This window comes from Arenibacter sp. F26102 (assembly GCF_023015865.1).
In the GTDB taxonomy this organism is placed as follows: Bacteria; Bacteroidota; Bacteroidia; order Flavobacteriales; family Flavobacteriaceae; genus Arenibacter.
Genome location: NZ_JALKBC010000004.1, coordinates 149,507 through 171,891, shown reverse-complemented (window position 1 = coordinate 171,891; position 22,385 = coordinate 149,507). Strand labels below are relative to the sequence as shown.

Below are 22,385 nucleotides of genomic sequence, written 5' to 3'. Positions count from 1 at the left end.
AGAATTATGAAAAAGAAACATACGACAGATGTTTAATTTTGATCTATAAAATTAAATAATTATGGAACACACCTATCACATACATGGAATGACCTGTAACGGATGTAGAAGTCACGTAGAAGAAACGCTTTCTAAAATTGAAGGGGTTTCACAAGTATCGGTCAATTTAGAAAAAGCGGAAGCTACCATTGAAATGGAAAATCACATTCCTATCAAGAAGTTTCAAGAAGCTTTAAAAAAGGATGGCGGTACTTATTCCCTTCACATGCCTGGAGACCATCATGCCAAAGATATGGCTGATGAGAAGCCAAAAGCCAAGGGCGAAGGAACCGGGACTTTTTACTGTCCAATGCACTGCGAGGGTGATAAGACCTATGACCAACCAGGCGACTGCCCAGTTTGTGGCATGGACCTAGTAGAGGAGCGGAAACTAACAACAAGTTCTTCAACTCAATTTACTTGTCCAATGCATCCTGAAATTATTAGTGACGAACCTGGAAGTTGCCCTATTTGTGGAATGGATTTGGTACCTATGGAAGCTGATCTTTCCGCAGAGGAAAAGTCCTATAAAAAATTACTTAAGAAATTCTGGATCGCAACTGCATTTACGCTCCCCATTTTCATAATTGCCATGGGGGAGATGTGGCACAATAATCCATTATACGATGTTCTGGAATTGAAATATTGGAACTGGGTACAGTTCGCACTATCCATACCCGTTGTTTTTTATGCCACCTGGATGTTCTTTAAAAGGGCATATAGAAGTATCAAGACTTGGAATCTAAATATGTTTACCCTTATTGGCATAGGTGCCGGAGTAGCGTGGTTGTTCAGTGTATTCGGAATGCTGGTTCCCGATTTTTTTCCTGAACAATTTAAGACAGGGGCGGGTACGGTGCATGTTTATTTTGAAGCTGCTACAGTTATCCTTACCCTAGTGTTAATGGGACAAATGTTGGAAGCACGTGCCCATAGTAAGACCAATTCGGCTGTAAAGGAGCTCCTAAAACTTGCGCCGAACAAGGCCATTAAAGTAGTTGATGGGGAAGAACAGGAAGTATCCATAGATAAAATCCAAATAGGTGACATCCTCAGAGTAAAACCAGGGGATAAAATTCCTGTAGACGGAGTAATTGCAGAGGGACACACCTCCATTGATGAATCTATGATTACAGGAGAGCCAATTCCTGTCAATAAAGAAGTAGGTGATAAAGTTAGTAGTGGAACCATTAACGGTAATCAATCCTTTTTAATGAAAGCTGAAAAAGTGGGTTCGGACACTTTATTGGCCCAAATAATACAAATGGTGAACAATGCCAGTCGAAGTCGTGCACCTATACAAAAATTGGCCGATACCGTTTCTGGGTATTTTGTGCCTATTGTGGTAATTATAGCCGTTATCACTTTTGGAGTTTGGGCATTATGGGGTCCTGAACCCGCCTATGTTTATGCTTTAGTAAATGCAATAGCCGTATTGATCATAGCATGTCCCTGTGCCTTGGGCTTGGCCACGCCAATGTCCGTTATGGTAGGTGTTGGTAAAGGTGCCCAGAACGGAGTGCTCATAAAGAATGCCGAGGCCCTAGAAAAGATGGATAAGGTAGATGTCCTTATTGTAGACAAAACAGGAACTATCACAGAAGGAAAGCCTACCGTTGAAAAAGTGGGTGCCTTTGGAGATTCGCATTCCGAGAAGGAAGTGCTTCAATACATCGTTTCTCTCAATAGTCTAAGCGAACACCCCCTGGCCGAAGCCACAGTAAAATACGGTAAGGAGCAGAAAACTGAATTTTTAAAAGCAGATAGTTTCAATGCCATAACCGGTATGGGTGTGGAAGGAAATGTAAACGGCAAATATACAGCTCTGGGCAATGCCAAAATGATGGAAAAAGCCAATGCCAAACTGTCGCCAGAAATGGTGAATAAAGTGCAGACCTATCAAAAGCATGGCAAAACAGTGTCTTATCTATCCATAAAAGGCGAAACTGTAGGTTTTGTAGTAATAAGCGATAAAATTAAAGCAACAAGTGCCAAAGCCATAAAGGATTTACAGAATAGGGGCATTGCGGTTATAATGCTAACAGGGGATAACTACGATACAGCACAAGCGGTAGCTGGTGAACTTAATTTGGCCGATTTTAAGGCTGGGATGCTTCCTGAAAATAAATTACATGAAGTAGAGAAATTACAAAAACAGGGCAAGGTAGTTGCCATGGCGGGCGATGGTATCAACGATGCACCTGCACTGGCTAAAAGTGATGTGGGTATTGCTATGGGAACAGGCACGGACGTGGCCATTGAAAGTGCAGCCATAACCTTGGTACAAGGGGATCTACACGGAATTGTAAAGGCCCGTAACCTAAGTGATGCCGTAATGAAGAACATTAAACAAAACTTATTCTTTGCTCTTATATATAACACTTTGGGAATCCCTATTGCGGCAGGGGTTCTATTTCCATTCTTTGGAATTCTGCTTTCCCCCATGATAGCGGCATTGGCCATGAGCTTTAGCTCAGTTTCCGTAATCGCGAATGCACTGCGGTTAAGGACTAAATCTATTTCATAGATAATATTAATTATTAGAAAAAAATGGAAAAGAAAGACAAGAAAAAAAAGAATCATTAGACAAAATTTGCTTTAATGTTGGCTGCATCATTCAATAGCCATTTTGACCAGTGAATTTGCAAATATTAAAGATCTGTAGGTCAAAAAATTAGCAGAAGATATCATTAAAGCCCAAAAAAAAAAGAGATTGAGGAAATGAAAGCTATGATAAATAGATTGGAAAGAAAAAATAATACCTGAAATAAACATCATGAATAAAAACGTTTTATACATTGGAATAGCCGTGATTGCAGGTTTACTTGCCGGTTACCTAATTTTTGGAGGAGCAACAGAACCATCCAAAACAAGTACAGATATTTCCAATATTTCTAATGAACACGAGCATGAAGGAGAATCCATGTCCCAAATGTGGACCTGTTCCATGCACCCACAGATTATGCAACCGGAACCTGGGGAATGTCCTATTTGTGGTATGGAACTGGTCCCTGCGGAAACAAGTGCGGACGGACTTGCCATGAACGAAATAAAAATGACCAAGAATGCTATGGCCTTGGCCAACGTTCAAACGGTAAAAGTCGGTTATACTTCTTCCGATAGGGAAAATGATGTTTCCTTATCAGGAAAAATAAAAATGAACGAGGAAGCCAATGCAATTCAGGCCAGTTATTTTGATGGTAGGATAGAACGTCTCAATATAGACTATGTTGGACAAGAGGTGAAAAAAGGGCAGCTGTTGGCTACCATTTATGCCCCCAATCTTGTGGCAGCACAGCAAGAATTGATTACTGCGGCATCCTTAAAGGAAACACAACCGGAATTATATAAAGCGGTGCGCAATAAGTTGCAACTTTGGAAGCTTACTGAAAGACAAATCAATAGCATTGAGGACACAGGAAAAGTACTTGAAAACTTCCCAATTTATGCAACCGTTTCGGGTACTGTTGCTGAGAAACTGGCTTCGGAAGGGGACTATGTTAAACAAGGGCAGCCTATTTTAAAGGTAAGTAACTTGAATTCTGTTTGGGCTGAATTCGACGTTTACGAGAATCAAATATCACAATTCAAGATAGGCCAAAGTATAAAAATAATTTCCAATGCTTATCCCAACAAAGTGTTTGATGCAAGTGTTTCGTTTATAGACCCCGTTCTAAATACAAGAACCAGAACGGTAGCCATTCGCGCCGTATTGCAGAATAATGAACGATTGTTCAAACCCGGAATGTTTGTATCCGGGAAAATTAAAAGTCCAGCAACCAGTCCGTCTGGGCAATTAAGCATTCCAGCTACTGCCGTTATGTGGACAGGGGAACGTTCATTGGTTTACATTAAGACCAATCCCAACGAACCTGTATTTGAAATGAGGGAAATTACCCTTGGCAATAGAAACGGAGATGATTTTACCGTTGTTTCCGGTTTGGAGATTGGCGATGAAATTGTAAGCAATGGAACATTTACCGTTGATGCAGCTGCACAATTACAAGGTAAAAAATCCATGATGAATAAGGACAGAATGAACACGGTGGCAGAAGCGCCTATGATGATAATAGTATTGCCCCAAGCATTTCAAGTAAGTTTTAGAGCTGCCATTGATCATTATATTGATATGAAGGATGCCTTTGTAGAAAGTAATTCAAAACAAGTTTCCGCATATGCTAAATCTACTTCCCAAAAGCTAAAAACAATAAACTTGGATGGATTGGGCAAAATTGAAAAAGCTCACCTAACCAAGTGCATTGAAATGCTGAATGCCATTGGGGATAACCCAAACTTAGAAAACCAGCGTGCCTACTTCGTTATGCTAAATGAAAATTTCGTCCCCTTGGCAAAGAATATTGATGGATTAAACGAAAGATTATACATAAAAAAATGTCCAATGGCCAATAACAATAAGGGAGCATTTTGGCTGAGCAACCAAAAAGAAATTCGCAACCCGTACTATGGTGAGCAAATGATGACCTGTGGAAGTATAATAGACTCAATTCAGTAAATGACCCCAGGGCAATTCCATGAGGCATTGGTAGGAAAATACTGTTAACATTTCACCGCCCGCCTGAACGGACGGGCAGTCCCGCCTGAAGGAACAGAACGGGCAGGCCCGCCTTGACGCAACGGAACGGGCAGGCCCACCTGAAGGAACGGACGGGCCAGCAAGCGTTGGAGCATTCAAATCTCACTTAGAGAGTAAATAATACAATAAGGGGATTTTTGCGTTTAAAATTTCCGAGCACTTTGGAGAAAAATGTACTTGCGTATAAGGCTATACCAGGTGAGCAAAAAGGATTTGTAAGCCTGGAGGAGACTACATAAGGGAAGGCCTAGTCCTTGCAACTTACTGTATCCCACAACAAAAAGCCCCGTAAACCTTGGTCTACAGGGCCTTTTAGATGAGATTGTCGAACTGCAGTCTAATTGACGAGGCTCAACCAATAATACTTGATTTCCCGAAATACTTTCAAAAACTCCTTGATCTCAAGGGGTTTGGAAATATAGCAACAAGTATGCCTGTTAAAATGAGGTTGTATTTCGGATCCTGACGAAGTCATTATTATTACTGGGATATAAAAATTATTAAGTTTACTTATTTTAGATAAAATATTGACTCCGTTGATCAAAATCAAATCCTCATTGGCAATAATTAAATCTGGAATTTCATTTTTTTTATTCTTTAGTAAACTTTCAATATGCACGATGGCTTCAAATCCATCTTCGAATAAATTAACATGGCAAAAATTTTCATTTTGTTGAAGGGACTCCTTAATTAATATAGCATCAAGAAGACTGTTTTCGATTAATAATACATTCTTTGGGTTCATTTCGGGGGAAAGGTTAAATTGTCATTAGATTTAGGTATGATACTTTAACTCCAAATATTCTTATTTATTCTGTTTAATTAACAGTAAATCGGCATTTTTTCGTTGAAATGGCAGAATTGCAAACGAGGCCTATTCTAAACTATATTGGTTTAACAAGCCATTAGCAATAACCAATTTCTTAGAAGATGATACCCTTGATAATTCAATCTTGATTATTCCTTAATATCCTAAAAAAAATTATCGCAATTATGAAACATTGTTTCGCGCTTTAAACTCTTAAATATTATTTGGAGCATTTTTAAGCTCTTGTTCAAACTTCTTTTGGTTTTGTAAGCTTCCCCAAAGATTAATTGCGGCTACCTTTCACAGCAGCAGCACCTAACAAGTACAATTTTTATAAGGACCTTCAATAGACATTCAAGTTCTGGAATATACCTATGTGAAATATTAAGGACAGTATAGAATTTTAAATTTTAATCGTACATTTATCAACACAAAAGCACGGGGTGCCTGGTTAAAACCAAGCTGAGATAATACCCGAAACCTGATTTGGATAATGCCAACGTAGGGATGCAAGCTAAGATATTTCATTTTAGGCTCCATTCATTGGTTACCCCAAAGAATGGAGTTTTTGTTTTAAATAATATAAAATGGAAATAGAAAAAACAACTTCAGAACTGATTCCTCAGGAAGACCAAAATTGGCAAAACAGACCAGAATGGTTTTTTAACAGACAACATACCGACACCTACGAACAATGGTATGAAGGGAGATACAAGCGTGCCGAAATATGGCAAAAAAAAGTAATGGAACAATTGATCTCAAAGGACAAACGTGTTAAAACACTATTGGAGTTTGGCTGTGGTACAACCCGTTTTACACGATGGTGGAAAGAGATTGGTATAGAGGCTACTGGTGGTGATATATCCCCATTAATGCTTTCCCAAGCAGTACATTTATTTGATGGCGACCTTGTTATGGCCGACTCTCACCATATGCCTTTTAAAGACCATACCTTTGATTCGCTTGCATTCATTACCACATTTGAATATTACAACGACCCCGTACGAGTAATTCGTGAGGCTGCGCGTGTTGGAAAATATGGAATTGCAATGGGAATGATGAACAGAAATTCGACCAAGGTAGTAAGAAGAAGAATACAAGAAGTATTTGGCATGAATCCTTTCTATTTAACAGCAACCTTCTATACACCGGACAAACTTTCCAAAATTATAGAAGAGGCGCTTCAAGGACGCGATTACTCTATTGAATGGACCTGTACAGGCCTACCTAAATGGTTTCCGTTTCAACAATGGAGTTTGCCTTTTGGAGATTTTTTTGGATTGTACATTAAACTAAATGACGTAGAATAAATGAGCTATAAACTAGGCAAAATAGATCCACATGTGTTTGAGCAGTTTATCCGTAATAAATGTGGTTCTAATAGAGAGGAAGTAAGTATTGGTCCTGATTTTGGTGTTGATGTCTCCGTTGTGGATTTGCCCGGAACTATGGCCATGGCCATGACCAGTGACCCGCTGACCCTACTTCCAAGTCTGGGTTTGGAGGAGTCCGCTTGGCTATCTGTGCAATTGATGGCAAATGATATGGCTACCACGGGATATGCCCCTATGTATGGGCAGTTTGTTCTAAATCTTCCAAGCAATTTTTCTAAATCGGATTTTCAGATTTATTGGGATTACATCCACCGCTTTTGTTCAAAAATCGGAATTGCCATAACGGGTGGGCATACAGGTTTTATAGAAGGACAAAATTCGACCATAGCAGGCGGTGGGACATTTATCAGCATTGCACCTAAAAATAACATTCTGGTTTCAAAATATGCGAAACCTGGGGATGTGATATTAGTTACCAAATCATGCGCCATTTCTTCGACTGCCATACTTGCTATGTGTTTCCCTGAAACGGTTAAGAACAAACTGGGTCCTGAAATGCAACAACAAGCATGCGCCACTTTTTATCAAACTTCTTCCCTAAAGGACGCTCTGGCCGCGGTAGGACATAATCGCGAACATACCGATGTAACCGCTATGCACGATGTTACGGAAGGCGGTGTTTTGGGAGCGATATTTGAATTGGCAACTGCCTCCAACAATGGTGCATTTATATTTAATGACAAACTACCTGTAGGCATTCTACAAAATGAAGTATGTAGATTGTTTTCCTTGGATCCACGTTACTGCATCGGTGCAGGTTCAATGATTATTACCTGTAAGGAGGGAAGTGCAAAAAAAGTTATCAATCGTTTGGCCAAGGAAAATATCTTCTGCTCAGAAGCGGGGGAAATAACCCATAAGCACCAAGGTATCAAACTCGTAACAAATGATATAGCAAATGATCTATTGTACAATGAGAACGACCCTTACTGGGCGGCCTTTTTTAAAGCATTTAGTTCGGGATGGAAATAAGTAGTAGGGTGAAAAGAAACATGGGTTCTGGAATCTATTTAATTGTCGACCCATCAATGGACGAATTGATATTAATGAACAAATTAAACATGTGCTTAAGGGAAAAGCTAGCCGCTGTTCAAATTTGGGACAATTTTAATGACAACCAAAACATAATTGAACTGATCAATAAGATTTGCGGACAATGCCATGCCAAAAATGTTCCAGTATTGATAAACAATAGATGGAAACTGCTTAATAATTCCTTGCTGGATGGTGTACATTTTGACGTAATTCCAGAGAATTACACACAATTAAAAGGAAGCGTTATCCATCCTTTTATTAGCGGACTTACGTGCAATAATGATTTAACCCATGTAGAATGGGCAAGTAAGAACAAGCTAGATTATATCTCATTCTGTTCCATTTTCCCTTCGCAAACAGCCAACAGTTGTGAAATTGTAAATTTTAATACCATTCATGATGCGTCAAGAAATTATGGTTTACCTATTTATTTGGCAGGTGGAATCAAACCTGAAAACATGCATCGACTAGATGAGCTTAAATATACCGGAATTGCTGTAGTATCAGGAATTATGAGCAAAGACAACCCCAATGAATCCATTAAAAAATATTTAGAAAAAATAAATAAAAAATGAAACTAGAAACGATCAATAAACTTTGCTGTCCATTTGACAAAGGGGACCTTAGTTTAACAGAAATCACAAAAGATGTAAATGATAATATATTGGAAGGCTTTTTTGTTTGCTCATCCTGTAACCGATTATACCCAATAGTAAAAGGAATACCAATTATGAGTCCGGACGAATACCGTGAGTATAAATTAGAACAACCATTAGTGGAAAGATGGCAAAAACATTTAAAAGGTCAGACGTTTGAAAATTTCCGTTTAACGGAGCCTAAACTAAACGAGCATTAGATTGGAATTATTTCTGGTCATACAATCTTGTATAACTCAACCTCATACAAAATGGGCGAATATTTAAAATTGCATAAAAAAACATCGGGGGTATGCCCCCCGATGTTTTAATCTATACTTTAGGCCACTAAATTTATACGTTATAAAGCGCTTCCGCCAATTCGTCTTTTTTATTTCTGCTCAAAGGTACCTGTCTACCTTCGAGTTCAACATTTTTACTATTGAACTTTACCACTTTTTCCAAATTCACGATATAGGATTTATGTATCCTTAAAAATTTATCCTTAGGTAACTTTTGTTCAAAAGATTTCATAGTAGAAAGAATAACGACATTGCCTTCATTCGTTACCAATTTAATATAATCGCCAAGAGCTTCTATCCATTTTATATCGTTTAAAACAACTTTACGCTTCTTTAGGTTGCTTTTTACAAAGATATATTCCTCTTCCTCCGTCACATTTTGCATCCGCTCATATTTGGTAATGGCTCTTTTTATGGAGGCCTCAAAACGTGTTAGAGTAATGGGTTTGTGAAGGTAGTCCGTAACATCGTAATCAAAAGCCTTAAGGGCATATTCTGGATTACCGGTGATCAAAATTACCTGTGGTGGGTTTTCCAAGGATTCTAAAAGGTCAAATCCATTGATGATCGGCATCTCCACATCGAGGAAAATTAGATCGATCTCGTTATTTTTAATACCGTTTTTTGCTTCAATGGCATTGCTGTATTCGGCTACCATTATAAGGTTAGGATGCTTGTTCACTAATTTGGCTACGGCAATCCGCTGCATAGACGAATCGTCTACGATTATACTTCTTAATTTCATAATAGTTGATTCCTCGTTTAAATCAAGTTGAAGGTACTTAATTGGCATCCCTAGCCATTAAAAATGATGTGAACCCCGTATTAAATGTTGTGTAAATGATGATATTTGTGGTCAAGGCATTTGGTTTAAGATTCTTCAAATAAGCGGCCAGATCAGATTTCGGGGATTATTGGCGAATAAATATTTAAGTTTAATTACAATATTTGTTTATTAATAATCTATGTATTCTGGCACGCAGATTATTGTCACCTCTTAAACAGTCGCAGAAGGGTAGAAGGGTAGAAGGGGCCAGGGCGGTATTACTTATGTGAACGAAGGCGTACAACAAGGCTAATTAATAAGTCTCGGCCATCTTTTTGGCTTAGATAAGCATCAAAAAAAGGTGAAACAAAAAATTAATCTTATGAATAAATTTATGACAATTGAAAATAAAAGGATTATGAGGCTATCCAAAACCTCTATTTTTTACTTATTAATTTTGTTCCTATTCCTGAGTAGCATTACCTCCTTTGCACAGATATATAGCACTACGGAGGGCAATGCCAATTTCAAGGCCAAAATGCCATTTAATTCCTATATGGGTAAGACGGACCGCTTACAAGGGACTATTAATTTTGAAACTGGAAAAGTAGCTTTTAAAGTTCCTGTAACATCCATTAAGACAGATAAAGATAAACGTGATGAACACATGTACGAGCTGCTTGAAGCTAAGAAAAATCCCGATGTTGTTTTTACTGGGAAACTTATCGATGATTTTGACTTTGATAAAAAGGGTAATCAGTCAGTCCCGGTAAAGGGCGGTTTTACCCTAGCGGGAACTACTAGGCAAATAACCATTCCCTTAGATTTGGAGCTGGTTTCTGAAGGCACAATTCAATTAAAAGCCTCCTGGTCGCTCTTAATAACCGACTATGGTTTAGAGCGTCCAAGTATAGCATTTATACAAGTTAATGACGAACATGACTTAAGTGTGGATGCACTGCTAAAGGAAAAGTGAAATTCATAAATACATAACCCAAACTATTGACTATCAATACAGGGATAATTTTTATATGCTTGATTATAGGGACTTATCAATTATGGGATTAATAACTGTAGGGTGCTTATTTGTATTATGGCCTTAGACCAATGTATCTATGGGCAAAAGTATAGTTTCTAAGGAGATATAAAACACCATTAAACCAGTTTAGGACACTGAATGGTTATATATGTTCTTAATTTTGTCTTGTTACAGCTCCTAAGTAGGCAACCTACACAGCTCTTCGCCTGATACTGTCTATTTTTTGTTCATGTCAGGTAGCGGTCTTTTTTAAATAGCTCCCTATGTTTTATTTCGGCTGAAACAAGTGGAATTTATTACTTATGCGGATAGATCTTACAGTTTAAACGGCAAAACATCCATTGTGGGCTTCTAGAAGGGTCGAAGCAGTTTTCTGAAGTTGATTTAGAGGAGAACTTTGAGAGGATTTATAGGGAGGCTAGGTAGATATTTGACAATTAAATTTAGTCTAAGCAGAGTCTATTTTCATATATACTATTTGCTAATTTTACGGCAGAAATCTTAATCTTTAATCGGTATTAGCGCCTTTTCTTTATATCACCATTTCTTTCCATGTAAATAATTCCGTATAAAAAGGAATAAAAAAACAAAATAACTTGCATGTACACGCATTTTTATTATCTTCGCATCATGAAAGATATTAAGGAACTTTTAGAAAACTGCTTATATTTCTCCTCAGGGCAGTTGTTTAGGGAAATCAGTACGCTTGCAGAAATCAATTTTGCGCCTTTAGGTCTGACACCATCTTATGCATTTTTGTTGATGATTATCCACGATAAAAAGGAAGTTGCAACAGGAGATGCCGCTAAAATAATTGGTCTTAATGCCTCAACAATAACACGTTTAGCAGATAAATTAATTAGCAGAAAACTCATTAGTAGAAGGCAAGAAGGTAGAAACATATATTTGACCACTACAGATGAATTAACGGATTTTATTCCAAAAGTATATGCCTGCTGGGAACAACTCGGTGTTGATTACACTAATGTTTTAGGCGAAACTTCTGTAAATGAACTTAAATTAAAAATAAATTTAGCTAATAAAAAATTTTAGTTTTTTTTAAACCATATTACTTGTATGTACAAACAATTAATTAAAATTAAAAAATGAAAACACTTATTATATTGGCACACCCTGATTTAGAGCAATCCATCGCTAATAAAAATATTCTAAAACATCTTCAAGAAGATGTTAAAAATATTGAAATAAGGCATTTAGACAAATTGTATCCAGACTTTAATGTTAATGTCATAGCAGAGCAAAATGCATTGTTGTCTGCGGATATTGTTATTTTTCAATATCCATTTTATTGGTATAGTTCCCCAGCCACCCTAAAACAATGGCTTGACAAGGTATTGACCTTTGGTTTTGCTTTTGGAGTTGGAGGCGACAAACTCAAAGGAAAACACTTCCTTCTGTCAGTTACTTTAGGTGGTCCAACAAAATCTTATACCCCTTTAGGATATAATAGATTTACTCTTGATGAATTTATAAAGCCGATTCAACAAACAGTTTATATGACGGAAATGATTTATCATGGATTTATTCATTCCAACCGAAATGCATATGTAGAAGGGATGCTCAATTCTAAAAGTGAGATTAAAGTAAATGCAAAAAATCATGCAAATCAAATATCTTATTTTATTGAGACATTACGAAAAGGGAATACTCACAAAATTAAACCATTTATAAAAAAATGGTTTGAGCATTTTGATCAATTAGATGAAAATGGTTTTTTCTTACAATACTTATCGAGTGATGTGAAAATGCAAATTCCTGACCATAATGAATTTATTGGACACGATGGATTTAATAAATGGTATACTGAAGCTAAAAACAATTTTATCGGATTGACAGCTCACCATCTTTCTAATATTGATATTACAGAAACTTCAAATAACTATTTTGAAATCACTTTCAACGTAAGATATGTTACTCAAACTAAAGACAATAGTATCGATATTTTCTTGAAAGAAAATTGGCAATTGGTCTGGAATACCACTAGCGACCGACCATTAATTACAGAATATTTAGTAACCAAAATAAAATAATTAAAAATATGGAAACAAAAATGAAAATCATTCCCCAAAAATTTTATGCAATGGATTTTGCTTTTTACAATAGTATGGGCCTGTATAGCTTTGAAGACCGTTGTGAAATTATTAAAGAAGTTGGCTATGATGCTATGCATTGGGTAGCTTGGGACGGTAGAAATTGGGAGGAAGCTTGGCGTTTAGTAACTGTAAAAGAAAAATTCGACCTTGAAGTGGCAGGGGTTTATATTGTTTTAGACTTGTCCCTCGGAGAACATGACATTCGAAATAGCGGTATTGTGAAGATGTTAGAAATTATGCCAGAAGGTTCTACTGTTGAGTTGGCAATAAAGTCAGCGGGTCATGGAATTAGACCTTCTGAGGAAACTGGAGATGTTCCTGTAATGGCTTGGCTAAAAAAGGCACTTCTGATTGCAGAACGCCGTGGAATTAGAATTTTGTTGTACACCCATATTCAACACTGGATTGATAAACATAGTGATGCACTTCGTGTTTGCGAGAAAATGAATCATCCGAATTTAGGAATGATTTTTAGTAGTGGTAATTGGTATATGGGAGAAGGAAATAACTTATCACAATTACTAAAAAAAGGGATGCCTTATATCAAACAAGTTAACCTAGCAGGAGCAAGACGTAGTCCTCTTGGTTTTTTTAAAGTAGCTACAATTGAACCTTTGGACATGGGAGAGTTAGATAATTTTGCCGTAGTCGCGCTATTGAAGCGGATGGGATATACTGGATATATAGGCTATACTGGTTGGGATGAAGGTGGTGATGTTTACAATAAATTGGAACGTTCGCTTAAAATGTTAAAAGATATTGACCGTCGTATAAATGCACATCCACATTGGGGCAGTTACCTCAATTTTTAATTAACGCTTAATAAACCAATTTATATATGTTGACACTATCAAAGCTGCCTTCTATTGATCAACCTGGATTTAAAAGGGCCTATCAACCGAATAAATTAACTCTGGGATTATTTTATCCTATTGAGGCTTATCATGGAGAAGCCCCAACAATGGAAAACCACATTGAAATAGCAAAGCAAGCTGAAGAAGCTGGTTTTGCAGCATTATGGATAAGGGATGTGCCGCTTAGGGATCCCAATTTTGGTGATTTGGGACAAATTTTTGATCCGTTTGTTTATTTGGGTTTTCTCGCTGCCAATACAAAAAACATTGCACTCGCAACTGGAGCGATCGTTTTACCTATTCGAAATCCATTACACCTTGTAAAAGCTGCTACCAGCATTGACCAATTAAGCGGAGGAAGGCTATTGCTAGGATTGGCGTCAGGAGACAGACCAGTCGAGTTTCCTGCATTTGGAGTCGATATGAATGATAGGGGTGAAATTTTCCGTGAGTATTTTGAAGTTCTTCGGAAATTTCAAAAAACCAGTTTTGAAACTATTCAGTGGAGTACGGGATTGCTTTCTAGGGCAGATATGGTTCCAAAACCAGTAACCCAAGAAGTACCTCTGCTTATTACCGGACATAGTCAGCAATCCTTAGATTGGATTGCAAAAAACGGACATGGTTGGGTCAGCTATCCAAGATCACCAGAACAACAGAAAAATATAATACAAGAATATCGAGCTGCTGTTCAAAGAAATTGCGGAACACTGTTCAAACCATTTTCCCAATCATTATATATTGACTTATCAATCCAACCTGATGCTCCGCTACAACCTATTCATCTTGGTTATAAGATGGGAAGAAATGAGCTTTTGAAATTGCTAGAATTATTTGAAAGTATTGGAGTTAACCACGTAATTCTCAGTTTAAAATACAGTCATCGACAAGCAAGTGAAGTTATTGAAGAATTAAGGGAATATATTGTGCCAAGATTCCCTAGCATTATTAAATAATAGCCCAAAACTATTATCATATCTGCTTCAACGGAAGCAACCATACCTGTTAACAAGAGATGAAAACAATCCAAAATCAATTATATCAATAAAATTAAATATATGAAAAAGTTAGAAAACAAAGTAGCTGCAATTACCTGAGGAAACAGCGGTATGGGATTATCCACTGCCATTCTATTTGCAGAGCATGGTGCAAGTTGCAATTACTTGTCATAACACTACGACATTAAACGAAGCTGTAAAGGCAATTGGCGATCAAACGTTGGCGCTTGTTAGCGATGTTACCAATTTAGACAGTATCGGTAACATCTATAATGAGGTGGTTAACGAGCTAGGTAAAATAGATGTGCTCGAACCAAATAATTACCACAAATGAAACTGACCTTTACAGACAAAAAGACTCAAGGGAAATTATTGCTTTTTAAAGGTGAGAATCAATTGGATCAGTTTTCTTTTGGTCATGACCATTCTAACAAATTTTTTACGATTGTTTGGAATCCCGGTCCAATGCAATTAGTTACGATTGATAATGTAACTTATGAATTCGAAACGGGATGTATATTACCTTTATTATTCAATCAAACGTTCAGTTTCGAAAGACCGACTGATGTTGTAGCATGGCAGTTTAATCGAGAATTTTATTGTATTGTGGATAATGACAAAGAAGTAAGCTGCACTGGCTTTTTGTTTGGGACAAATAATAATCTATTCATAAAATTGAAAAAGGACGCACAAGAAAAATTAAATTTACTACTTCAAATTTTCATAGAAGAACTCCAAACCTCCGATCATATCCAAAATGAAATGTTGGTAGTCTTGTTGAAAAGGCTGATAATTTTTACCACAACCCTTGCAAAAATAGATTATGTGCCTTCAAAAAAATTGCCTGATGAAAAGTTTCATATTATCCGAAATTTTATTTTTCTGGTGGAATTGAATTTTCGTTCAGAACATTCGGTAAAATTTTATGCCGGTGAACTCTGCAAATCACCAAAAACACTTTCCAATCTATTTGCAATCTATAATCACAAAACGCCCTCAAAAGTTATTCAGGAAAGAATTGTATTTGAAGCCAAACGCCTTCTTTCTTTTACAGAAAAATCTGTGTCCCAAATTTCTGATGAGTTAGGGTTTAACGATGTTTCCCATTTTTCCGGTTTTTTTAAGAAAAGTACTCAAATATCACCTTTAGATTTTCGAAATAACTTGGTTATATTGTAATTCGGGAAGTATGTACAAATAATCGGGAATTCTATCTAAGACCTTCCGTTAGGACCCATAATATCTTTGCAGTGTTGAAATCAAACAAACCCTTCGACACAAACAAGATGAAATTAAAATCTATTAAGAATCGTGTAATGGCAGCTTTAATAGCTGTAACAGTAACTGGTGCAGTTGACGCACAAGTACAAACAGTTAAAAATGTAGTATTGGTACACGGCGCATTTACCGATGGTTCAAGCTATCAAAATCTTTACAAAGAGCTTGCAAATAAAGGTTATAACATAACCATTGTTCAAAATCCACTTACTTCACTTGAAGATGATGTAGCTGCTACAAACCTTGCATTGGACAAACAAGATGGACCCACTATTCTAGTTGGACACTCGTGGGCTGGAGTTGTGATTACCGAATCTGGGAACCACTCAAAAGTAGCCGGCTTAGTATATATTGATGCGTATCAGCCTGATAAAGGGCAATCAGCATTGGATATGGCAATGATGGCAGCGCCTTCACCTGAAAATGGGGTATTATATCCAGATGAAAATGGTATTGTATATTATGATAAAACGAAATTTCACGCAGGATTCTGTGCAGACTTGAGCAAAGAAGAAGCCGAATTTATGTATGCCGCTCAAGGAGCTTTCCATGCCAAGGCATTCGGTACACCGGTTACTACTGTAGCGTGGAAAAATAAACCAACATATGGTGTTATCGGAACAGAAGTTAAAAGTATCGATCCAGACAGCTTGAGAACCTCTTACAAAAAATCTAACACGGAGATTACCGAAATAAAAGGAGGTAGTCATGTTGTGTTTATATCACAACCTGCAAAAGTTGCAGCAGTTATAATAAAAGCGGCTAAGAACGCTTCAAAATAAAAAAATAGGGAATTAATAAAATATCAAAAATTTTAGCAATGATAAATTCAAAAATCGTATTACAAATACACAGTAAAATTATGTTTAAATTTATAGTGATGCTATTCGTCGGAATCATCTTCACATCATGCTCTGATGACGACAATAACCCCATTTCAAAATCACCAGTAGTATTAGTTCACGGGTCATGGCAAGCTGACTTTGTATGGGAACAAACCAAAAAAAACTTGACCGCTGAAGGTTATCAAGTAAGTGTGGTTAATTTGCCTGGTCATGGTGAAGATACTACTCCTGCCTCACAGATTGAATTTATTGATTATGTCAACACAGTGAAGGAAGCAGTTAATTCATACAACCAACCTGTTATTTTAGTAGGTCATAGTTTGGGAGGTGCCGTCATAACCCAACTTGCCTCTGAAATTCCTAATAAAATCAGTAAATTGGTTTATGTTGCAGGATATATTCCCGTAAGTGGAAAAAGTGTGTTGGATTACGCTATGTTGGATGCTGGTTCTCTTCTAGGACCTGCGTTGCAAGATGAGCCAGCAGCGGATGGTACATTAGGTCTGTCAAATCCAGAAGCTGACCTAACAAATATCTTTTGTCAAGATGGAACTGGAGCACAAAAGCAATTACTACTAGACAATTATAGGGCTGAGCCCTTTGCTGCTTTTTTATATCCATTGGATTATCAGTCAGCTGACTACAATAAAGCGGGTAAAAAATACTATATATTTACTACAGAAGACCATGCAATAAGCTACCCTTTTCAACAAGAAATGGTCGCCACTTCCGGGATTACCAATACTTATAGTATGAATACTGGTCATAGCCCATTTATTTCACGGTCAACTGAATTTACAAACAACTTAATCTCAATTTCCGAAGATTAAACTAGCCTATAATAATTTACAAGAAGATGCATCTATTTTAAATCTTCCAAAATTTAAAAACAGAGAATCTTTAAAAAGCAACTTCCTATTATAGGGAGTTGCTCTTTTTATTAGAAATGATGCCTTTTTTTAGGTCTTCTCAAAAACGTAGAATTCTTCCTTTATAGATTAACTACAATATTTGCATAAACACAACAATTGGTCATGATCCTTCTTGACCCATATAATATGTGATGAAAACCATACTTGTTGTTTTTTGTTTTCCTCCCTTAAAAGTGATTCACTGAGTGCATCCCAAAAGGCAATCCCGGGCAAGCATGGAAACCATAACAAGCTGGCGCTGGTTGTTTTTTGTTTTCTTTCGCCTCTTCGAAGTAAACTTCGGAGGCTACAAAAAACAAAAAACCCACAACTTTCGTTGTGGGTTTCCTTTTGCGGAGAAAGAGGGACTATCTGATGGATTGTATATGATTGATTTGCAAATAGTTACAATATAGTCTTACAAATTACACACCGAATTACTCACCCCAATTTAAATGTTTTAGTTGGCTATTTTCAGCATGTAACCTAAACTTGCCCTCTATACTCAAATAAAGGTTAAAAAATCGCATATTTACTCTTGTTCATTCTCTTACAACATAAAAAATAGTAAGTTAGACAAAAGGTAATTTGTTAAGTCCACTATTACAATTCAACTAATAAGGGGTATTCATGTAGTTTCTTATATAGGAACAGAATAAGTATTTTTTATTTCGCCCATAACAAAAGTACTGTGGGCACTTCCTATATTTTCTATTTCACCAAGGTGATTTAGAACAAAGTCTTGATAATGCTTCATATCCTTTACCATTACTTTTAATAAAAAATCATAATCTCCGGATACATTGTAACATTCTGTAACTTCATTAATTGCTAAGATATCCTTTACGAACTTATGACCAATTTCACGGGTGTGCTGTTTTAGGGTAATATTACAAAACACAATTAGGCCCTTATCCAGTTTTTCCGCATCAAGGACAGCGACAAATTTTTTTATATAGCCATTTTTCTCCAAGCGCTTTACCCTCTCAAATACGGGAGTGGTGGATAAATTTACCTTATTCGACAATTCTTTGGTCGTTAAATTGGAATTGGTCTGTAATAATTTCAATATCTGATAATCAATCTTATCCAAATCGTTCATAGAATATTTTTCTGTTAATTGATTAATAATCAATTTCAAAAGATAAAAACACTAAAACATTAATATAAAATAGTGATTTCATCTAAATTTTGAATCAAATTTAGAATTTATAATCCAAAGTATAAGCTTTGTATGGAATTATAAAAAATCATTATATATGAAAACAAACCTATTAGGTTACCCTAGAATTGGCGCTAAAAGAGAGTTAAAAAAAGCCTTGGAAAAATATTGGAAAGGGGAAATCACTGCAACAGAATTACATCAAGTGGGTCAAGCAATTCGTAAGGAAAACTGGTTAATGCACAAAGAAGCGGGAATAGATTTGATTCCATCCAATGATTTTTCTTTATACGACCAGGTATTGGATGCAACCATGGCCTACGGTAATATTCCCACTAGATACTCAGAAATTAAAAGAAGTAAATCGGATTTGGACCTTTATTTTGCCATGGCAAGGGGGCTACAAAAAGATAATTACGATGTAACCGCATTAGAAATGACCAAATGGTTTGATACCAATTATCATTATCTGGTCCCTGAGTTTTCAAAGGACCAATCCTTTGAACTGTACTCCACAAAAGCTGTTGATGAATTCAAGGAAGCCCTATCCCTGGGAGTATTGACCAAGCCAGTCTTGATTTCCCCTGTCACATATCTTTATCTTGGCAAGGAAAAGGAGGACGGGTTCCACCGAATGGACCTTTTGGATTCTTTGACACCTATCTTTTTTGAATTATTGGAACAATTGATCTCTGCCGGTGCAAAATACATTCAATTGGACGAACCCTGTTTAGCACTTGATCTTGATGACAGAGAAAGGATTGCAATAAAAAAATTATACTTAAATATTGCCCAGAAGTTCCCCCAACTTAATATCATATTAACCAATTATTTTGATTGTTATGGCGACAATTTAGAAACAGTTCTGCAACTTCCGGTATATGCACTGCACTTGGATCTAGTAAGATGTCCAATACAATTGAATGATATCTTGGAGTCGGAACTGTACACAGGACAACAGATACTTTCCTTAGGGGTTGTCGACGGCAGAAACATTTGGAAAAACAATTTTGATAAAGCTTTGACATTAATTGACAAAGCCAAAAAACATGTTGCCCATGATAAGATTTGGATAGCTGGTTCCTGTTCCTTTTTACATACCCCGTACGATTTGGACCTAGAGGAGGATGAGGAAAATCTACCGACAAAAATTAAACAGTGGATGGCATTCTCCAAACAGAAACTTAGGGAGTTGGCAAGCTTAAGCCAATTGGCTTCTGATCTTCCCTCAGAAAAAGCAGCTGTAGCATTGATAAATAATAGGCGGCAGTTTATAGAAAAACAAAACTCGTCACTAATTCATCATCCGCGGACCAAACAAAGGGTGCAATCATTGACAGAGATAGATAAGAAGCGAAAAAACAGCTTTGGTATTCGTCAAGAGAAACAGAAACAGGAATTGAATCTTCCTTTATTTCCCACGACCACCATTGGATCGTTTCCCCAAACTAAAGCGGTAAGAGCTTGGCGGGGAAAATTGAAAAGAAATGCTATCACCCAAGAGGAATATGATGAATTCATTCGAAAAGAAACTGAAAACACCATCCGATTTCAAGAAAATATTGGATTGGACGTCCTAGTTCATGGCGAATTTGAAAGAAATGACATGGTGGAGTATTTCGGGGAAAAGTTAAAGGGTTTTGTATTCTCAAGTAATGGTTGGGTACAAAGTTACGGCAGCCGATGTGTAAAACCTCCGATAATATATGGAGACATCCATAGGGATAAGCCCATGACGGTTAAATGGACAACATTTGCACAATCATTGACCAAAAAGCCCGTAAAAGGTATGCTTACAGGTCCTGTCACCATCTTACAGTGGTCTTTTGTAAGGGATGACCAACCTCGGTCCACGACCTGTAAACAAATAGCTTTGGCCATAAGGGACGAAGTTGCGGACTTGGAGAAAGCTGGAATAAAGATCATTCAAATTGACGAACCAGCCATAAGGGAAGGGTTGCCCCTAAGGCGCGAGCAATGGAGCTTCTATTTGGTTTGGGCCGTTGACTGCTTCAGACTGGCGTCATGTGGAGTAGAGGATAGGACACAGATACACACCCATATGTGTTATTCAGAATTCAATGATATCATACAAAACATTTCGGATATGGATGCCGATGTAATAACCATAGAAACCTCAAGATCGGAAATGGAACTATTGGATGCATTTGTCCAGTTCAAATATCCTAATGAAATAGGGCCAGGTGTTTACGATATCCACTCTTCAAGGGTTCCCAACGAGGAGGAAATGGAATTTTTATTGCAAAAAGCAACGAAACTTTTGCCAATTGAAAATCTATGGGTTAATCCGGATTGCGGTTTAAAGACTCGGGAATGGCCTGAAACTGAATCCGCCTTGATCAATTTAGTAAAAGTTGCAAAAAAAATGCGGGCCAAATCAATAGCTGCTCCTTTCGTAGAATAGCATCCAAAAGATATTTAGCGCTAATCGAGCTGGTAATTCCCCTAAATTTATTTTAGGGGAATTTACCTTTATAGCTTATACGAACCTGAATTTTCAAAGAATTCCTATAGTAAATCCAATAACCAATTAGAAAATATTCTCTGGGTTCACGGCAGTTGACTTTGGCAAGGAACATTGTAATCCAATAATGCAATAAGATATATATCACCCCCTTAAGAACATAAGTATCTTCTCTCCAATATTATGGCCGCAGTTAGGCAGATAAAAAAAATTCACGAGCCCAGTTGTCTGCGTAAAGGAATTACCATGGAATTGGAAATTGATGAAGAACTTCCCAATGTTTGGCTGGATATTGTCCGCTTTAATCAGGTAATCAATAATCTTATTTCCAACGCCATTAAATTTACCGACAAAGGGAGTGTAACCTTAAAAATTGTCAAGCAAGAAGAATCCGATGGTACCGTGCTTATGCGTACTGAAATATTGGATACTGGAATTGGTATCCATAAAGAGCAACAGGAAAAAATATGGCAGGCATTTACCCAGGCCAGCATTAGTACAAATCGTTTATATGGTGGTACCGGGCTCGGACTACCAATTGTTAAGAGTTTAGTTGAGGCCATGGGTTCCAAGGTTAAGGTTGAAAGTGAACCTGGAACAGGAAGTCGCTTTTATTTCGATTTGGAATTAAAATTGGCCTCGAGCGGAGAGTTTGATCAAATTACCTATAAGAAAGTACACGATTTAAAGGGCAAAAAGATATTGTTGGTTGAGGACAATCTCATTAACGTTATGGTCGCCAAGCAGATACTGGAAAAGGCTAATTTAGTTGTAGATGTGGCCTATAACGGTCAAAATGCAGTAAATATGGTTCAAGAAAATAACTTCGATACTGTACTAATGGATATTCAGATGCCTGTTATGGACGGTTATACCGCTTCCAGGGAAATTAGAAAATTCAATACCACCTTGCCTATCTTGGCCTTATCTGCCTCGGTATTCCTTGAAGTGAAAAACAAAATATTACAAAGCGGCATGAACGGCTTTATTTTTAAACCTTTTGATCCGGAAAACCTGCTCAATAGAATAGAGGAAGTTTTGGATAAATAATCATTGATATTCCGCCTGGTAATTATCTCATTATTATTTTTAAATTAAGGAAGTATTCAAACTAAAAATATATTGG

At 37.0% G+C, this 22,385-nt stretch carries 20 protein-coding genes and 1 riboswitch; of the genes, 17 read left to right on the top strand and 3 right to left on the bottom strand.

The annotated features are described in order from the left end of the window. Positions 1-61 precede the first annotated feature (61 nt). Positions 62-2,566 carry a heavy metal translocating P-type ATPase gene (locus MWU78_RS06960; protein WP_246996339.1) on the top strand — a complete coding sequence of 835 codons (2,505 nt, stop codon included), beginning with the start codon at positions 62-64 and terminating at the stop codon, positions 2,564-2,566. A 249-nt stretch (positions 2,567-2,815) separates the two neighbouring features. Further along, positions 2,816-4,552 (top strand): efflux RND transporter periplasmic adaptor subunit, encoded by a 1,737-nt coding sequence (locus MWU78_RS06955; RefSeq protein WP_246996338.1) that lies wholly within the window; start codon positions 2,816-2,818, stop codon positions 4,550-4,552. Between the two features lie 418 nt (positions 4,553-4,970). On the opposite strand, the gene MWU78_RS06950 is transcribed toward MWU78_RS06955, so the two are convergent. After that, positions 4,971-5,378 (bottom strand): response regulator, encoded by a 408-nt coding sequence (locus MWU78_RS06950; RefSeq protein ID WP_246996335.1) that lies wholly within the window; start codon positions 5,376-5,378, stop codon positions 4,971-4,973. 492 nt (positions 5,379-5,870) lie between these two features. Beyond that, positions 5,871-5,966, top strand: a riboswitch (TPP riboswitch). A gap of 62 nt (positions 5,967-6,028) precedes the next feature. Here MWU78_RS06950 and MWU78_RS06945 point away from each other — a divergent pair. From MWU78_RS06945 to MWU78_RS06930, 4 genes are read left to right on the top strand one after another with little or no spacing between them, the layout of a single operon-like run. Beyond that, complete coding sequence (locus tag MWU78_RS06945) at positions 6,029-6,751, top strand: class I SAM-dependent methyltransferase (protein ID WP_246996333.1); 723 nt, start codon at positions 6,029-6,031, stop codon at positions 6,749-6,751. After that, on the top strand, positions 6,752-7,807 hold the full coding sequence (locus MWU78_RS06940; RefSeq protein ID WP_246996331.1) for an AIR synthase family protein: 1,056 nt from the start codon (positions 6,752-6,754) through the stop codon (positions 7,805-7,807). An 8-nt stretch (positions 7,808-7,815) separates the two neighbouring features. Further along, positions 7,816-8,445 carry a thiamine phosphate synthase gene (locus MWU78_RS06935; RefSeq protein ID WP_246996329.1) on the top strand — a complete coding sequence of 210 codons (630 nt, stop codon included), beginning with the start codon at positions 7,816-7,818 and terminating at the stop codon, positions 8,443-8,445. Continuing rightward, positions 8,442-8,726: a Trm112 family protein gene (locus MWU78_RS06930; protein WP_246996328.1), complete on the top strand. Its 285-nt coding sequence runs from the start codon at positions 8,442-8,444 to the stop codon at positions 8,724-8,726. The genes MWU78_RS06935 and MWU78_RS06930 overlap by 4 nt, the downstream gene beginning before the upstream one ends. A 133-nt stretch (positions 8,727-8,859) precedes the next feature. Here MWU78_RS06930 and MWU78_RS06925 read toward each other — a convergent pair whose 3' ends face one another. Next, positions 8,860-9,552 carry a LytTR family DNA-binding domain-containing protein gene (locus MWU78_RS06925; protein ID WP_246996326.1) on the bottom strand — a complete coding sequence of 231 codons (693 nt, stop codon included), beginning with the start codon at positions 9,550-9,552 and terminating at the stop codon, positions 8,860-8,862. Between the two features lie 403 nt (positions 9,553-9,955). Between MWU78_RS06925 and MWU78_RS06920 the strand changes: the two genes are divergently transcribed. From MWU78_RS06920 to MWU78_RS06875, 9 genes are all read left to right on the top strand, one after another. Then, the gene (locus MWU78_RS06920; RefSeq protein ID WP_246996324.1) at positions 9,956-10,549 is read left to right on the top strand and encodes a YceI family protein; all 594 of its coding nucleotides are present in this window, start codon (positions 9,956-9,958) and stop codon (positions 10,547-10,549) included. 693 nt (positions 10,550-11,242) lie between these two features. Then, complete coding sequence (locus MWU78_RS06910; protein ID WP_246996322.1) at positions 11,243-11,665, top strand: MarR family transcriptional regulator; 423 nt, start codon at positions 11,243-11,245, stop codon at positions 11,663-11,665. Positions 11,666-11,718: 53 nt separating this feature from the next. Further along, positions 11,719-12,663 (top strand): NAD(P)H-dependent oxidoreductase, encoded by a 945-nt coding sequence (locus MWU78_RS06905; protein WP_246996320.1) that lies wholly within the window; start codon positions 11,719-11,721, stop codon positions 12,661-12,663. A gap of 8 nt (positions 12,664-12,671) precedes the next feature. Continuing rightward, entirely contained in the window at positions 12,672-13,538 is an 867-nt protein-coding gene (locus MWU78_RS06900; RefSeq protein ID WP_246996318.1) for a TIM barrel protein, read from the top strand. A 26-nt stretch (positions 13,539-13,564) separates the two neighbouring features. Beyond that, positions 13,565-14,536, top strand: coding sequence for an LLM class oxidoreductase (locus tag MWU78_RS06895; RefSeq protein ID WP_246996315.1), 972 nt, complete (start codon positions 13,565-13,567; stop codon positions 14,534-14,536). A gap of 187 nt (positions 14,537-14,723) precedes the next feature. Beyond that, positions 14,724-14,912 carry a hypothetical protein gene (locus MWU78_RS06890; RefSeq protein ID WP_246996314.1) on the top strand — a complete coding sequence of 63 codons (189 nt, stop codon included), beginning with the start codon at positions 14,724-14,726 and terminating at the stop codon, positions 14,910-14,912. Next, positions 14,909-15,757: an AraC family transcriptional regulator gene (locus MWU78_RS06885; RefSeq protein WP_246996312.1), complete on the top strand. Its 849-nt coding sequence runs from the start codon at positions 14,909-14,911 to the stop codon at positions 15,755-15,757. Before MWU78_RS06890 ends, MWU78_RS06885 begins: the two co-directional genes overlap by 4 nt. A 107-nt stretch (positions 15,758-15,864) precedes the next feature. Further along, complete coding sequence (locus MWU78_RS06880; RefSeq protein WP_246996310.1) at positions 15,865-16,638, top strand: alpha/beta hydrolase; 774 nt, start codon at positions 15,865-15,867, stop codon at positions 16,636-16,638. Positions 16,639-16,676: 38 nt separating this feature from the next. Beyond that, positions 16,677-17,531 carry an alpha/beta hydrolase gene (locus MWU78_RS06875; protein ID WP_246996308.1) on the top strand — a complete coding sequence of 285 codons (855 nt, stop codon included), beginning with the start codon at positions 16,677-16,679 and terminating at the stop codon, positions 17,529-17,531. A gap of 721 nt (positions 17,532-18,252) precedes the next feature. On the opposite strand, the gene MWU78_RS06870 is transcribed toward MWU78_RS06875, so the two are convergent. Continuing rightward, the gene (locus MWU78_RS06870; protein WP_072861073.1) at positions 18,253-18,714 is read right to left on the bottom strand and encodes an Lrp/AsnC family transcriptional regulator; all 462 of its coding nucleotides are present in this window, start codon (positions 18,712-18,714) and stop codon (positions 18,253-18,255) included. Between the two features lie 157 nt (positions 18,715-18,871). Between MWU78_RS06870 and metE the strand changes: the two genes are divergently transcribed. Together metE and MWU78_RS06860 are read left to right on the top strand one after the other, a co-directional pair. Beyond that, positions 18,872-21,199, top strand: coding sequence for a 5-methyltetrahydropteroyltriglutamate--homocysteine S-methyltransferase (gene metE / locus MWU78_RS06865; protein WP_246996306.1), 2,328 nt, complete (start codon positions 18,872-18,874; stop codon positions 21,197-21,199). 243 nt (positions 21,200-21,442) lie between these two features. Continuing rightward, entirely contained in the window at positions 21,443-22,309 is an 867-nt protein-coding gene (locus MWU78_RS06860; RefSeq protein WP_246996304.1) for a response regulator, read from the top strand. The last annotated feature ends 76 nt before the right edge of the window (positions 22,310-22,385 follow it).

What these genes read in the sequence shown, in the direction of transcription:
- MWU78_RS06960 (WP_246996339.1), top strand. Translation starts at nt 62, where the DNA reads ATGGAACACACCTATCACATACATGGAATGACCTGTAACGGATGTAGA.
- MWU78_RS06955 (WP_246996338.1), top strand. Translation starts at nt 2,816, where the DNA reads ATGAATAAAAACGTTTTATACATTGGAATAGCCGTGATTGCAGGTTTA.
- MWU78_RS06950 (WP_246996335.1), bottom strand. Translation starts at nt 5,378, where the DNA reads ATGAACCCAAAGAATGTATTATTAATCGAAAACAGTCTTCTTGATGCT.
- MWU78_RS06945 (WP_246996333.1), top strand. Translation starts at nt 6,029, where the DNA reads ATGGAAATAGAAAAAACAACTTCAGAACTGATTCCTCAGGAAGACCAA.
- MWU78_RS06940 (WP_246996331.1), top strand. Translation starts at nt 6,752, where the DNA reads ATGAGCTATAAACTAGGCAAAATAGATCCACATGTGTTTGAGCAGTTT.
- MWU78_RS06930 (WP_246996328.1), top strand. Translation starts at nt 8,442, where the DNA reads ATGAAACTAGAAACGATCAATAAACTTTGCTGTCCATTTGACAAAGGG.
- MWU78_RS06925 (WP_246996326.1), bottom strand. Translation starts at nt 9,552, where the DNA reads ATGAAATTAAGAAGTATAATCGTAGACGATTCGTCTATGCAGCGGATT.
- MWU78_RS06920 (WP_246996324.1), top strand. Translation starts at nt 9,956, where the DNA reads ATGAATAAATTTATGACAATTGAAAATAAAAGGATTATGAGGCTATCC.
- MWU78_RS06910 (WP_246996322.1), top strand. Translation starts at nt 11,243, where the DNA reads ATGAAAGATATTAAGGAACTTTTAGAAAACTGCTTATATTTCTCCTCA.
- MWU78_RS06905 (WP_246996320.1), top strand. Translation starts at nt 11,719, where the DNA reads ATGAAAACACTTATTATATTGGCACACCCTGATTTAGAGCAATCCATC.
- MWU78_RS06900 (WP_246996318.1), top strand. Translation starts at nt 12,672, where the DNA reads ATGGAAACAAAAATGAAAATCATTCCCCAAAAATTTTATGCAATGGAT.
- MWU78_RS06895 (WP_246996315.1), top strand. Translation starts at nt 13,565, where the DNA reads ATGTTGACACTATCAAAGCTGCCTTCTATTGATCAACCTGGATTTAAA.
- MWU78_RS06890 (WP_246996314.1), top strand. Translation starts at nt 14,724, where the DNA reads ATGGTGCAAGTTGCAATTACTTGTCATAACACTACGACATTAAACGAA.
- MWU78_RS06885 (WP_246996312.1), top strand. Translation starts at nt 14,909, where the DNA reads ATGAAACTGACCTTTACAGACAAAAAGACTCAAGGGAAATTATTGCTT.
- MWU78_RS06880 (WP_246996310.1), top strand. Translation starts at nt 15,865, where the DNA reads ATGAAATTAAAATCTATTAAGAATCGTGTAATGGCAGCTTTAATAGCT.
- MWU78_RS06875 (WP_246996308.1), top strand. Translation starts at nt 16,677, where the DNA reads ATGATAAATTCAAAAATCGTATTACAAATACACAGTAAAATTATGTTT.
- MWU78_RS06870 (WP_072861073.1), bottom strand. Translation starts at nt 18,714, where the DNA reads ATGAACGATTTGGATAAGATTGATTATCAGATATTGAAATTATTACAG.
- metE (WP_246996306.1), top strand. Translation starts at nt 18,872, where the DNA reads ATGAAAACAAACCTATTAGGTTACCCTAGAATTGGCGCTAAAAGAGAG.
- MWU78_RS06860 (WP_246996304.1), top strand. Translation starts at nt 21,443, where the DNA reads ATGGCCGCAGTTAGGCAGATAAAAAAAATTCACGAGCCCAGTTGTCTG.